This is a genomic window from uncultured Dokdonia sp. (assembly GCF_947492815.1).
Classification (GTDB): domain Bacteria; phylum Bacteroidota; class Bacteroidia; order Flavobacteriales; family Flavobacteriaceae; genus Dokdonia.
Genome location: NZ_CANLOB010000003.1, coordinates 194,785 through 208,360, shown reverse-complemented (window position 1 = coordinate 208,360; position 13,576 = coordinate 194,785). Strand labels below are relative to the sequence as shown.

The 13,576-nt window shown below is 34.9% G+C and carries 12 protein-coding genes; 8 read left to right on the top strand and 4 right to left on the bottom strand.

What is annotated here, in order from left to right; translation table 11 throughout:
• Positions 1–209: 209 nt before the first annotated feature.
• A complete protein-coding gene (locus tag Q1A01_RS05395) occupies positions 210–509 on the bottom strand; it encodes a hypothetical protein (protein ID WP_299677138.1) in 300 nt (99 codons plus the stop codon).
• Positions 510–673: 164 nt separating this feature from the next.
• Positions 674–1,225 carry a carboxymuconolactone decarboxylase family protein gene (locus tag Q1A01_RS05390; protein WP_299677135.1) on the bottom strand — a complete coding sequence of 184 codons (552 nt, stop codon included), beginning with the start codon at positions 1,223–1,225 and terminating at the stop codon, positions 674–676.
• A 542-nt stretch (positions 1,226–1,767) separates the two neighbouring features.
• Here Q1A01_RS05390 and Q1A01_RS05385 point away from each other — a divergent pair.
• Complete coding sequence (locus tag Q1A01_RS05385; RefSeq protein ID WP_299677132.1) at positions 1,768–2,328, top strand: sigma-70 family RNA polymerase sigma factor; 561 nt, start codon at positions 1,768–1,770, stop codon at positions 2,326–2,328.
• A 44-nt stretch (positions 2,329–2,372) separates the two neighbouring features.
• Positions 2,373–3,146: a TauD/TfdA family dioxygenase gene (locus tag Q1A01_RS05380; RefSeq protein ID WP_299677129.1), complete on the top strand. Its 774-nt coding sequence runs from the start codon at positions 2,373–2,375 to the stop codon at positions 3,144–3,146.
• A gap of 10 nt (positions 3,147–3,156) precedes the next feature.
• Here the strand turns inward: Q1A01_RS05380 and Q1A01_RS05375 are convergent, their stop codons facing one another.
• Both Q1A01_RS05375 and Q1A01_RS05370 read right to left on the bottom strand, forming a co-directional pair.
• Positions 3,157–5,250: a sensor histidine kinase gene (locus Q1A01_RS05375; RefSeq protein ID WP_299677126.1), complete on the bottom strand. Its 2,094-nt coding sequence runs from the start codon at positions 5,248–5,250 to the stop codon at positions 3,157–3,159.
• Complete coding sequence (locus Q1A01_RS05370) at positions 5,250–6,614, bottom strand: sigma-54 dependent transcriptional regulator (RefSeq protein WP_299677123.1); 1,365 nt, start codon at positions 6,612–6,614, stop codon at positions 5,250–5,252. Before Q1A01_RS05370 ends, Q1A01_RS05375 begins: the two co-directional genes overlap by 1 nt.
• Positions 6,615–6,986: 372 nt before the next feature.
• Between Q1A01_RS05370 and Q1A01_RS05365 the strand changes: the two genes are divergently transcribed.
• From Q1A01_RS05365 to Q1A01_RS05340, 6 genes are all read left to right on the top strand, one after another.
• Positions 6,987–7,769: a hypothetical protein gene (locus Q1A01_RS05365; protein ID WP_299677120.1), complete on the top strand. Its 783-nt coding sequence runs from the start codon at positions 6,987–6,989 to the stop codon at positions 7,767–7,769.
• A 12-nt stretch (positions 7,770–7,781) separates the two neighbouring features.
• The gene (locus Q1A01_RS05360; RefSeq protein WP_299677117.1) at positions 7,782–7,913 is read left to right on the top strand and encodes a hypothetical protein; all 132 of its coding nucleotides are present in this window, start codon (positions 7,782–7,784) and stop codon (positions 7,911–7,913) included.
• A gap of 224 nt (positions 7,914–8,137) precedes the next feature.
• Positions 8,138–8,299, top strand: a complete 162-nt coding sequence (locus tag Q1A01_RS05355) for a hypothetical protein (protein WP_299677114.1) — start codon at positions 8,138–8,140, stop codon at positions 8,297–8,299.
• A 21-nt stretch (positions 8,300–8,320) separates the two neighbouring features.
• Positions 8,321–8,887, top strand: coding sequence for a peptide-methionine (S)-S-oxide reductase MsrA (gene msrA, locus Q1A01_RS05350; RefSeq protein ID WP_299677111.1), 567 nt, complete (start codon positions 8,321–8,323; stop codon positions 8,885–8,887).
• A gap of 23 nt (positions 8,888–8,910) precedes the next feature.
• Entirely contained in the window at positions 8,911–10,005 is a 1,095-nt protein-coding gene (locus Q1A01_RS05345) for a trypsin-like peptidase domain-containing protein (protein WP_299677108.1), read from the top strand.
• Between the two features lie 6 nt (positions 10,006–10,011).
• The gene (locus Q1A01_RS05340; RefSeq protein ID WP_299677105.1) at positions 10,012–13,569 is read left to right on the top strand and encodes a ShlB/FhaC/HecB family hemolysin secretion/activation protein; all 3,558 of its coding nucleotides are present in this window, start codon (positions 10,012–10,014) and stop codon (positions 13,567–13,569) included.
• Positions 13,570–13,576: the final 7 nt, after the last annotated feature.

Sequence of the window (13,576 nt, the reverse complement as noted above, 5' to 3'; positions counted from 1 at the left end):
CATATGTATCTCTTAGATTTAACCCAAATTGATTTTATATCTGATTGCTCCTGTCTAAAACTGGGGCTCCAGATACGAGCTTGTGAAACCAATTTTATGATGCTCCTGCTTGGGAATCTGGTTCTAAAATCCCTAAATCGACACCAAAGCTTAAAAGGATTTCTTAAACCCATAGGTGACATCAAACTCTTCATAGGGCCTATCTGTTTCTATACCTTCTCTTTCATAATATGGCGTGTAGGCTTATATGTTACGTTAAGACCTACACTTTGAAAGTAGCCTGTTTTTTTTGAAAACCATTTATCTAAAAAGATAGATTTTTCATTACGCCATATAAAAGTGCTATTGATACCGTAAGTGTAATATTTGTCAGACTCTGCAACAATGACTAAAAAATCATTATCCGTTCCTATTTCGACTTCAGGTTGATAATGATCATCATCGGTTGTGGTCTGCGCAAAACTGCTTACAGAAATAAATAGGACAATAAAAAGGTAAAATAGTTTCATTGTGATGTGATAGTTATGTGTACGCTTTCGTGAAAACGAACGAAGGAATTTCACGACCTTCAGGAGAGTGCAGCGTTAAAGCGTAATAAGCTATAGTAATTCAAAGAAAAAAGGCTCGTTCGTGTTTGTAAAACGAGCCTTTCTCATGGAAAAATCTACTATTTTCAGGAAGCTAATTCTGCTTCAAGTGGTACTGCTACAGGAAAATCTACAGGTATTTGCGTTGTGTTATTGATATAATTTGAAATGGTCTTATCACCTACTAAGGAAATAGTATCGATTAAATTTTCTTTAGTCCATCCTGCTTTAAAAAAGTTTTCAAGCACCGCTGTATCCGTATTTCCTCTATTTTCTGTGATATTCTTTGATAATCTCGCGAGCGCATCTAGTTTGTTATCAAAAGATGCCTTACCAGCTCTTAGTTCTAATATTTGGCCATCTGTAAAACCGTTCATTTTTCCTAAAGCCGTGTGTGCAGATAGACAGTATTCACAATTGTTTACTTGACTCACAGCCAGACTTATAGCTTCTTTTTCTTTTCCTTTAAGCGATGTTTTAGCTCCTGCGAAGTTTAGATAGTTTTTCAATGCATTTTCTGAGTATGCGTATGTTGCATAAAGGTTAGGTACAAAACCTACTTGCTTTTCTAGATTATCGAAAATGGCTTGATTGATTGTGCTTACTTCTTCTCTTGTTGGGACATTAAATGTGCTCATAATTTCTGATTTTTAATTATGTTATTATTATTCAGTATTTGTTTTTTGTTGGTACAAAGATGCGACGAAACATAGCCCTCTGAAATACACCTATTTCCTGACAGATTGTATATTCTTCTGAACCTTTCATTTAGGTTTAAATAGTTCTATGTCATAAAAAAGTACCCAAAGTCAATGCCATTCCAATAAATTATAATAAAACACTAATAATCAAATATTTGTATTTAATAAAGATGAAATAAGTATACAATATTTTGTAACTCCACAAATACTGGTAGAAGAAAAAAGTTCAAGAATTAAAATTTGAAGTGTTATGTTTTTAATAATTTAACGGTAAAAAATACCTCTTAGTTAGATAGTAACAACTATTTTTATGAGATAAGTTGTACCGAGGTACATTTATACAACAGAAAAGTGAGTTTTTTTAGGAATAGTACAATATGTTGTGTTTCTTTACAAAAATATTTTTTTTTAAACATATGGTAATCAAATAATTATACGTTGGTATGATTTTTTTATGATAGGAGTAAAAAAGATCACCAATGCACCTCAAAAAGGATACTATTAATGCTGAAAAATGGATGGATAATTATTATAATTTTCTAAAAAACTATACAAAAGCTCGAGTTTCTAATATGCTAGATGTAGAAGAGATTATATCAGATACTTTTCTTGCAGCCTTAAAAGCTAAAGATAATTTCCAGCAAAAATCTACTGAACGTACGTGGCTAGTTGGCATCCTCAAGCACAAAATCATTGATTATTACCGAAGAGAAGGGTCTTACAAAGGTAGAATGAGAAAATATACAATTTCTCACGAAGAGTATCAAGAGGCATTTTATTACACCACCGCAATTACCGAAAGTGAAGCGTCCACACTTGCTGATATACATCTTAAAACTTTAGAAAACGTGCTGAAAGAAAGTCTTACTCAGATACCTATAAGTCAAGCCAAGGTGTTGAAATTACGCGTGTATGATGAGTTAAGTACTGAGGAGATATGCGATAAACTTAGTATTTCAAAAAACAATGCTTGGGTATTAATGAGTAGAGCTAGAAAAGCCATAGCAATGTATTTAGAAAAATATGATTATGCTATTTAAAAGTAAATCATAGCAAAAATAAATTTTAATAGCACTTAACTATTATGAATACTCTAAAGTTTAAAAAGTTAAATCAATACATCGGTATTGAGATGGAAGACGTTTTTGATATCACAACAGTAGACAAGTCTACTGCTGACCAAATTAAACAGTTAATTACTACCCACAGCGTGGTTGTCATTAGAGGAAAACGTAAATGGTCAGAGAAGGAGCAAATAGATTTTACACGTTTGTTAGGAACTGTAGAGTTACCTGTGGTATATTCTATTCCGCCTGCTCAAGTTGAAGAACGTAAAAGTGACGCAAAGGTTACAAAAGGTTCTGGTGTTTTCTGGCATTCTGATAATTCATACCAAGAGAGACCGTCGCATTTGAGTGTTTTTCAAATGATAGAAATACCACAATCTGGTACAGCAACTTCTTTTGCCTCCTTGGTAAATCTTAGTGTAAACTTGCCAGAAAAAGATAAAAAACGTTGGTTAGACTACGGTGTCGTATATCGCGATAAGGTTGTGCATCCTTTACGTTGGAAGCACCCTTTTAGTGGTAAAGACACTATTTATTTTGACATTGGTTTCTCTACAGATATAGTAGATTATCGGGATAACGAAAAACCGTTACCTATAAAAATAAGCAACCACATTTTTAACTACATTAATGAGCGACTTTCTAATGAGGCTTCGTTAATAGAGCATCAATGGGAAGTAGGAGACGTTGTCATTTTAGATAATTATGCAGTGGCGCATAGGGCAGATATTTTGCTGGAAAACGAAAAGCGCACATTGCTTCGTACAACTACAGAAGGCATCTTTTTTTAGAAAAGAATAGCTATTGATTTGGTATGGTGATTTCATAAGCAACGCCGTCTAGATGATTTATAGATATCTTCCCGTCGAGTTGCTCTACTAAACCGCGCACCATTAAAATCCCAAAGCTACCGTTTTCAAGAGTTTCTTTTTTAAACCCAACACCATTATCTTTAATTGTAAGCGTTAGTGCGTCTTCATTTTCCGCTTTCGCGAAAGCGACATCAATCACATTATCCTCTTTTTTTTCAAAAGCATATTTTATGGCATTTGTTAAAAGTTCATTTACAATAAGCCCTAAAGGTACACCTATATTTAAAGGGACTTTAATATCTTCAAATTTGTGACGTATAACAATTTCACGCTCCTTTACGACGGTATATGATTTCTTTATATTTGTTATTAAATTAGCAAAATAGGAAGAAGCAAGAATATCACCAGCACCTTTCTCTTTACTTGCATACAAGTCCTGGTGAATAAGTGCCATTGTTTTAATTTTATTTTTACTCTCCTTGAGTATATTTTTTACATCATTATGCGCAAGATTATCCTTGTTTGAAGAAGAAGAAAGTAAGGTCATTATAATCTGAAGATTGTTTTTAACCCTATGATGCATCTCTTGGGTTAAAAGTTCGTTCTCACGATTTCTTATTTCTAATTCTCTTTTTTGCTCATCTATAATGCGCAGGGCTTTTTGCTTTGAATGAAATTTGTAGTAGAGTAAAATGCCTAACAATAGTAAAAGTAACCCTATGATTCTAAGTGTTAGAACGTTATTTTTTTCTTTTTCTATTAAAAGATGATGCGCGTCATTGTGTGCATCTAGTAGCTTTATTTTTTCATCTTTTTGTGATGCTTGGTACTGCAGTTCTATATTGGCTATCTTTTGTTGTACCTTTTTATTATCGAGGCTATCCTTTAACTTAAAGTATGCCATTTGATTTTCAAAAGTTTTTTTATCGTACTTCTTTTGAAGTGTATCTATAGCTATTAAAGCCTCATAAACAGTTAAGCGTTCCTTAGGATTTGTTTTGTGAAGCTCTTTTAAGTAACGTTTTTTAGAGTTGTTTAGCATCTTTTTGGCTTCGGTGATTTTATTTTGTTTCATTAAAACATCACCCAGGTTTACATATGCATTAGCAATCATAAAATTATTTTGGGTCTCTTTACCATATTCCAGAATGCGATTAAAATTTATGGAGGCACTCTCATAATCCTTTAGTTTCATATAATTACTTCCCAATCGAGATGCAATGTATGGTTTGTAAGCTGCATACGCTTTATTGTCTTCTATAAGTTGATAGGCTTGTAGGTTATACGATTTTGCCTGCTGGATACTGTCTATCATGTCATACACATTCCCAACATTAAGTGTAAGCAACATTTTTTTGAGTAAAATATTGGTCTTTGTAGCATATCCAAGTGCCTCCTTATAGTAGGTAAGTGCTTTTGTGTAGTCTTTACTTAACTCATAGGTTTCGGCAAGTTTTTTGTTTATTTCTTGCTTGCGTATATCCAATACTTCAGGATTGTTAAGATGCTCTCTAAGAGGAAACAAAATAGCAATAGAAGCTTCGTATTCTTCAAAGCTTTTATAGATAAAACTTTGGGTTATAGCTATTTCGATTTGGGTATTTATGGGTGTGTTTTCTTTATTACTTAATTCTAGAGTTTGAAGCCCGTATTTTTTAGCGTCAACAAGATTATTTGTGATAACATAATACTTTGTAATCCCTATCAGGGCGTCTCGCATTTGGGTAGTATCTTGTATTTTATGTGCCAACTCATACGCTAAACTATCCTGCTTTAGACCTTCATCATTATTTTTTAGAGTCCGGTTTATTTTTGCTAAAATTATATTAGATTTTATAACGCCCTTAGTGTAATTATTCTTTTCAGAAAAGTGCAACATCTCTTTGCCGTAGTGTGCAGCGCTATCAATTTCGTGAGGGAAGTAATTTCGTATTAAATGTATATAAGTCTTATGCTTTACAGAATCTACAACCTTTAAGGAAAGTGCTTGCTTTAAGCTATCGCGCTCTTGCTCTTTTTGCGAGAATACAAGTGTGGTACTTGCTAAAGCTGCGAGTAGTACAATTTTTTTAATAATGCCCACTACGAAAACAAGGTTGCTTTGTTAATGTTTAGTTTTTTAATTTTAAAATCCAGCGTATTGGGATGTAGTTTTAAGATTTCTGCCGCGCCGTCAGTGCCGCGTACTTTTCCGTTACAGTATTTTAAGGTTTCAATAATTTGTTGCCGTTCTATTTCTTCGAGAGATTTTAATTGAAACGCTTCAGAACCATTACTTTGAGTATCATTAATCTTTTCTATTTTAATGTCTAAATCTTTTCCTTCATTAAGTAAAATAGAACGGTCTATAACGTGTTGCAGCTCTCTTACATTACCCGGCCAAGAATACTGTAATAAGCGTTTTTTAGATTCTTTTGATAAATGAATGATATCTCTATCAAATCGCTGACAAGCTTTATTAATAAAATATTCTGAAAGTAATAATATATCTTCTTTACGTTCTCTAAGTGGTGCAATAGCAATAGGAAAAGTACTAAGTCTAAAGTATAAATCTGCTCTAAAAGTGCCATCCTTTACACATTGAGGTAAATTTTTATTTGTTGCAGCAATAACACGAACATCAATTTTTTTCTGGACAGAACTACCTACAGATTCAATTTCTTTTTCCTGTAGCGTACGTAACAATTTAGATTGACTTGTTAGCGGGAGCTCACCTATTTCATCAAGAAAAATAGTACCACCGTTTGCTTGCTCAAATTTGCCTATGCGTTTTTCTGTTGCACCCGTAAAACTGCCTTTTTCGTGCCCAAAGAGTACAGATTCTATAAGTTCTAAGGGTATCGCTGCACAGTTAACTTTCACTAATTTTTTGTTATTCTTGGTAGAATTATCAAAGAGGGCCTGCATCATTACTTCCTTGCCCACGCCTGTTTCGCCAGTTAATAAAACAGTAACATCTGTAGATGCTACTAGCGCAACTTTCTTTAATGCTTCTAAAATTTTAGGGCTATTACCTACTGCAGTTTTGTCTATTTTTGTGCCTGTATTGTCTTTATCAGTCAGGACAGAATGAGTAACATCTAATTTGGCTATTGCCATCTGCAATGCTACACGGATATCTCTTTCGTCAAATGGTTTTAAAATATAACCCAACGGTTGGGTCTGGTTCATTTCTTTTATAATGGCATCATCAGCGTATGATGTGATGAAGAGATGCTTAATACCTTGTTTTTTTTGTAACGTTTTAGCGAGCTCAATGCCGTTTGTATTGCCTATAATGTTGATGTCTAGGAGTGCTAAATCTGGCCTTTCCGATTCAATGGCTTTTAAAGCTTCTTTGGCAGATTTAGAAACACCCATTACAGCATACCCTAATTGCGTTACAATACTTCTAACTTCATTTGCAATTAAGAATTCATCTTCTACAATGAGTAATTTTTTTGACATCTTTAGATTTTATATATCTCAAAATTAACATAATTTTCAGATTTTGTTCCTATAATAACCATAAACGTGCCAAAATGTTCCTGTTTATAAATGATTGCATATCAAATAGCTATTAAAAAACCAAGCATAAAAAAATCTCGCATTTTGTACACCTACAATATATGGGAGGCGTAGTTCAGACCAGCACTGCTGTACCATGAAATATCTTTTTTAAAAAATTATTGAAATATTTTATGCGGAAATCAAACAAAATATTGTGAATACCCAAAATATTGTGTTTTTATTGAATGTTATTTTTTTGTAAATAATTGATTTCAAATTAATTAAAATAATGGCATAACAATAGAATGTGAGTCTCTAAATATTTGAGATATGCAACATCACATTATTTGTCCAAAGACAGGAGGACTGTTATTCCTTTCGGATTTTAAAAACAAAGATTACGAAGGATTACTTACATCAAGCGCACTCTATAAAATTATTTATAATCGAGGTAATGCTATAAATATATATGTAGACTATAAAATGATAACTCTTAAAAAAGAGGAGGTTCTTTTTTGTAAACCACTCAATACTGTTCAAGTTACTTATCAAAACGAAGCAGTAAAAGTAGTAGCATACAACAAAGATTTTTACAGATTGTCAAATACGGAAGAAGAAGCAAGCTTTTATTGGTTTTGGTATTTTGGGGTAAATCACCCTCACATTTTTAAACTTTCTGAAGCCGAACAAGATTTTTTCCGGATGATGTATGATTCTATGGAACGTGAGTTTAACCAATTTAATGGTTGCGTAGATACGGTAAGAGAGCTACTTAAAAGATTAATGAATGTCTCACTCATACGTGTAAAAGGTAGCCCTATTATTCCAGCCATAGGAGAAAGACAATTGCATATTATCAAAAAATTTAGCCTTCTTATTGAAGACCATTTTAGAAACAAGATAGCGTTTACAGACATTCCAAAGTTGCTTAATCATAAGCCTACTTATTTAAGCAAATTGGTAAAAAAGTACTTTGGCAAAAGCGCTGTAAAGAACGCTAAAGAAAAAATTATACTGGAGTCTAAACAAGCAAGCGCGCATATTGAAAAACGTATGGAAATTCAGTACCCATCTCGTCTTAACACATTTTCAGAAGCCGAACATCAACTATAACATGCAACAGCTATGAAAAAGAGATTAAAACATATAGTATTCCTTGTCTTATCAGGATCTCAGTTCTTTGTAGTCATAGTCTCTTATGTGTGGAAAATGTACTTTTTATCTGCTTTCGCGAAAGCAAAAAAAGAAAATATTTAAATAAGATGATACCAACGTAACCTCGACATATATGAGTGACAAAATACGTCTAAAAACATACTTGCTAAATAGCAGATAAACATTGGTTAGTAATGAGAAAATAGAGCTATTGCCTGCAACACAAATAATATCTAAGGGAAAAATGTATAGATATATCGGAAGTACTGTCATTCTATAGGCTGTACATCCATCATAACTTTACACTAAATAAAAACACAATGATTATGGACTATACAAATGACACCTCAACAATAATGGATAAAGTACTCTATGGTTTTTCGGAAGATACAATATTACTATCTGATACATTTAGAATCGCAAGTTTTTTAGAGACGACAAATCACTTTTTAAATAAAATTAATGAAAATAATTACACAAGCCGTTAAAGTAAATTAGAACAAACTAATATGAATAATCTCATAAACGACACAAAATTTCTTACCCTAGGTGGTGGCTGTTTCTGGTGTACAGAAGCTATTTTTCAAGAAGTAAATGGTGTGGTAAACGTCACATCAGGTTATAGTGGTGGCACGACTGACGATTGCCCGTCATATCAAACTATTTGTAAAGGAATGACTGGACACGCAGAAGTAATACAAATAGAATATGAACCTGAGATTGTTTCTCTTGAAGAATTGCTCATCATTTTTATGACCACGCACAATCCTACCTCGTTAAATCAGCAGGGTGCAGACAAAGGCACGCAATACCGTTCTATTATTTTTTACGAAACCCAAAGAGAAAAAGTAATTATAGATACAGTTATCAAAGAACTACAACCTTATTTTGAAAAGGCTATCGTTACTGAGATTAAGCCATTTAATCGTTTTTTTAAAGCCGAAGATCGACACCAGCAATATTACCAACTCAATAAGCAATTTGGCTACTGTACCGCAATTATAGAACCTAAACTGGTCAAATTTAGAAAGCAGTATGCAGAAAAACTTAAGAAATCTGCCTCCACCACATTATAAGACAAAAACACTATAAAACGACTATGAGAATCATTTTATCCATCCTTATATTTCTTGTCTTTTTTTCAGTAAGTGCACAATTAGACCAACACGCGCAACCCCAGCAACGCAATATTTCAAAGACCTTAAGCAAAGCCGAAAAAGATGCGGCAAACCTATACACAAAAGTACTTCCCGCAGTAGTTACCATATTTACACGCTCACAAGTCGCTACAAATACTGGTGTAAAAGAAAGCGGTGGCTTGGGTTCTGGTGTTCTCATTTCTGGTGACTGTCATATTCTTACTGCGGCACACGTAGTAGCTGGTAATTCAGAGATTGTAGTAAAAACCCTAGACGGTAAAATGCGTAAAGCAACGGTTCTTTTTAGTGAGCAAAGTGCAGATATTGCATTGCTTAAACTTACAGTACCTGATGCCTCACTAACACACGCCACTTTAGGAGATTCTAATGCACTTGCAGTAGGTCAAAACATTTATGCCATAGGAAGTCCTTATGGAATGGAACATTCATTTTCATCAGGGATTATTTCGGCATTTAGGGGTTTTGATAAGATTTATGATGGTACGGTAAAGGTCGAGTTTATACAAACAGATGCTGCTATAAATTCTGGCAACAGCGGTGGTCCTTTATTTAATTCTGAAGGTAATGTGGTAGGGATTGCTTCTAGCATTTTAACCGTTTCAGGCGGTTTTCAAGGCATAGGTATGGCGGTTTCTATTAATACCGCAAAAGATATTCTAGCTTTTGAAAACAGACCTTGGATGGGCATAGATGGTATCTTATTACAAAAGGAAGACTTTGCGCTTGTATTTAATAGCGCTCTAGAAGGTGGCGTTATTATACAAAGTATTGCTAAGGGTAGTCCAGCAAAAAAAGCAGGTTTACGTGCTGGATATATTAAAAGCACCATTAATGGTCGTGAGATGTTACTAGGTGGTGATATTGTTACTTCCATCAACGACCATAAAACCTGTCATACAGACTGCCTTTTGGCTGCAAGAACAGATATGCTAGATAAAGAAACACTAGCCGTTACATACGTACGCGCTGGAAAAACCTACACAACAACTCTTGATGTTTCAGAAACGAGACGCAATTTTTTAATTACTAATTAATTGAAGATGAAGCTAATTTTACATTTACTAATAGGAATGTTGTTGTTTGTTTCCGCTTTCGCGAAAGCGCAACAAAGTGAGGCACGGTTTTCAACGCAACAACTACCCAACAAAGAAGTATCCCATACCTTTTACGCCATAGGTAACACAGCCCAAGGCACCACTACACGATTGCAAGAAGTGCTTAACGGTTTACAAAAAACTACAGAAAACGTTCCAAAAGAAAGCACACTACTGTTTTTAGGAAACGCCATAAATTTAGAAGATAAAAACACGCTCCAACTACAAACCAAACTTGCTAATTCGTTTAATGGCACTTCCTATTTTATCCCAGGAGATACCGAGTGGTCGGGAGGTTTTGAAAATCTCAAAAACATTGAAAAAACCATAGACAAGGCTGTAGGTAAAAATACTTTTCAACCAGAGCGAGGCTGCCCTATGAAGCGTGTAAAAATTAATGATGAGGTAGATATGGTTATTATTGATTCTCAATGGGCGATAATGAATTGGGACGCATATGCTACACTTAATGAACATTGCGATATAAAAACCAAAGAAGAATTTTATGTAGAACTGGAAAGCACCATAAAAAAGAGTGAAGGCAAAACAGTCATTCTTGCTATGCATCACCCTGTAGAAAGCCTGGGGCGAGCTGGTTCTCAATTTAGTTTTGGGGTCAACCCACAAGACGTAAGTAATGTGCATTATAAAGAATTAAGTGAGCGAGTGGTCACTATTGCAAGACAAACCAAAAATGTAGTGTTATTAAGTGCTCACGACAACAGCTTGCAATATTTTGACATTAAGGGAATCCCAAATATCATAAGCGGTTCTGGAAGTGCAACTGCAAAGGTTGGTTCTATAAAAGGTGGATTCAGTAGTTCGCAATTGGGCTTTTCTAAAATAACTCAATTTAAAGATGGAGCAGTTTGGGTAAGTTTTTATGATGCGTCAAACGGTTTTAGTACGACTGTTTTTTCAAAAGAAGTGCGACCACCTTATGAAATGGTAGCAATGCAAGATTATAAGGAATATGAAAGTCCGCAGTATGTAAACAAATCTATTTATACGGAAGAAGAACTGGAAAGAAGTGGGTTTTATAAAGCACTTTGGGGAGAACATTACCGAGAGGATTATACCACAAAAATTAAAATAAAAACTGCTTTACTAGATACATTATACGGTGGTTTGAAGCCTTTACGCAAAGGGGGCGGACATCAGACCAATTCTATACGCTTGGTAGATAAAGATGGAAGACAATACGCAATGCGTAGCGCAAAGAAAAGTGCTCTTAGGTTTATACAATACTTCTTATTTAAAACAGAATATCTTGAAGCTGAAGTAGAGCAAACCTATTTTATTCAATTGTTACAAGATTACTGGACCACAGCAAATCCATACGGTGCATTAACCATAGGCGACCTTGCGGATGCTGTGGGCATTTTACACCCAAACCCAGCATTATATTACATTCCAAAACAGAATGCGCTAGGCAATTATAATGATGATTATGGCGATACTATTTATTTTATTGAAGAACGTTTATCAGACGGTCAGGAAGATGTAGCATCTTTAGGCGCAGGCGATAACATCATCAATACCCTTGAGCTTTTTGAAGAATTGCGCAATAAAGATGATGTTACCATAGATGAACGATTATACATCCGCACACGTATTTTTGACAACCTCATAGGCGATTGGGACCGGCACGCAGACCAATGGAAATGGAGCGAGACCGAAGATGAAAATGGTAAGATGCACTACCGCCCTATTCCACGAGACCGCGATCAGGTCTATTCAGATTTTGATGGATTTATTTTGGGAACATTGACCGCACTTACACCGCCATTACGTTTTATGCAGCGATATGATGAAAATTATAAGCACGTAAAATGGTATAACGATGCAGGAGATGATGTAGACCTCACAGTACTGAAAGACCATAAAAGAGAAGACTGGATAGAAGAAGCACAATTTATAAAAGCAAATATCACAGAGGATGTCATTGAAAAAGCATTTACACATCTTCCACCAGAAATAGACCAAGAAAAAGTAACTCGTGTAAAGAAAGCACTCAAAGGCAGATTAGCAAACATTGAGAGTAATGCAAATGATATGTTTGAATACCTATCTCGTTGCGTTCTTATTACAGGAACAGATAAGAAAGATTTATTTATTATTACTAGAATGCCGGATGGCAAGACTAGAATTATAGGTGAGCGCCAGACCCAAGAAGAAATGGGCGAAGTGTTCTGGGATGTTACATATGATAGAAGTAATACCAAGGAAATATGGATTTATGGTCTTGCAGATGATGACACTTTTAAAGTAGAAGGTAATGGCAATAAAACCATTCATATAAAAATCATTGGTGGGAACGGGAACGACACGTACCAAGCACTCAATCGCAAAAACCTCAAAGTGTACGACCATAAAAGTGAACAAAATACCTTTAGTCAGCCAGTTGCAAAAATGCTTTCAGATAATTATGACCTTAACACCTATTATTTTAAAAAGCACCGCAGGGATTTAAGCAATATCACACCGCTTTTAGGCTTTGACCCAGATGATGGTTTAGGAATAGGCGCACGCTTTAATTATCAAAAAAACTCATTGGTTAGAAACCCGTTTACAGATGAACATCATTTAGGACTCACTTATTTTTATGAAACAAGTAGTGTGAATGCCTCTTATTCTGGAGAATTTGCATACATTTTTGATAAAGTAAACTTTGGCCTAGAAGCAGGTTACAGCAGCCCTAACTATACCAATAACTTCTTTGGTTTTGGGAATGAGACCGAAAATTTTGAAGATGATTTTGGAAGAGATTTTAACCGGGTTCGTACACGACGTTTATCGGTTGCGCCATCTCTCATTTTTAGAGGCTATCAAGGAAGCGAGATTAAACTGGGCGTACGTTACGATAATTATGAGATAGAAAATACTGCCGACCGTTTTATAGCACAAGCAGGCATAAATCCAGAGAACTTTGAAGGTCAAAATTTTGGGAGTATAGAAGCCTCGTATGAGTATGACAATCTTAAGAATGCCGTGGTTTCAAAAGCGGGACTAGGATTTAAACTTACCGCTGGCTACACATCTAACTTAGAAAACAGCAACAGCTTTGGATACCTTATTCCTGAAGCACGTATTGCAACCAAATTAGATAATCGTGGCACACTCATTCTCGCTTCAAAAGTAAAAGGACAAATAAATTTGAGTAACGAGTTTGAGTTCTACCAAGGAGCAACTATAGGCGGTAACGATGGTTTAAGAGGTTTTAGAAACGAGCGCTTTACAGGCAAACAATCTTTTTACCACAGTACGGATTTTAGAGTCTCATTAGGTAGATTACGTAATGGAATTGTACCTATTGCCGTGGGTGCCTATGCGGGATTTGATTATGGACGCGTATGGTTAGAGAATGAAGATTCAGATGAGTGGCATACATCACCTGGTGGAGGTGTTTATTTTAAGATGGGAGGATTTGCAGCACTCAACTTTGCTTATTTCAATTCTGATGAAGGTGGACGTATCACATTTGGATTAAGTCTTCCTTTTTAAAAAAACA

Coding starts and splice junctions, on each gene's coding strand:
- Q1A01_RS05395 (WP_299677138.1), bottom strand. CDS start 509: ATGAAACTATTTTACCTTTTTATTGTCCTATTTATTTCTGTAAGCAGT.
- Q1A01_RS05390 (WP_299677135.1), bottom strand. CDS start 1,225: ATGAGCACATTTAATGTCCCAACAAGAGAAGAAGTAAGCACAATCAAT.
- Q1A01_RS05385 (WP_299677132.1), top strand. CDS start 1,768: ATGCACCTCAAAAAGGATACTATTAATGCTGAAAAATGGATGGATAAT.
- Q1A01_RS05380 (WP_299677129.1), top strand. CDS start 2,373: ATGAATACTCTAAAGTTTAAAAAGTTAAATCAATACATCGGTATTGAG.
- Q1A01_RS05370 (WP_299677123.1), bottom strand. CDS start 6,614: ATGTCAAAAAAATTACTCATTGTAGAAGATGAATTCTTAATTGCAAAT.
- Q1A01_RS05365 (WP_299677120.1), top strand. CDS start 6,987: ATGCAACATCACATTATTTGTCCAAAGACAGGAGGACTGTTATTCCTT.
- Q1A01_RS05360 (WP_299677117.1), top strand. CDS start 7,782: ATGAAAAAGAGATTAAAACATATAGTATTCCTTGTCTTATCAGGATCT.
- Q1A01_RS05355 (WP_299677114.1), top strand. CDS start 8,138: ATGGACTATACAAATGACACCTCAACAATAATGGATAAAGTACTCTAT.
- msrA (WP_299677111.1), top strand. CDS start 8,321: ATGAATAATCTCATAAACGACACAAAATTTCTTACCCTAGGTGGTGGC.
- Q1A01_RS05345 (WP_299677108.1), top strand. CDS start 8,911: ATGAGAATCATTTTATCCATCCTTATATTTCTTGTCTTTTTTTCAGTA.
- Q1A01_RS05340 (WP_299677105.1), top strand. CDS start 10,012: ATGAAGCTAATTTTACATTTACTAATAGGAATGTTGTTGTTTGTTTCC.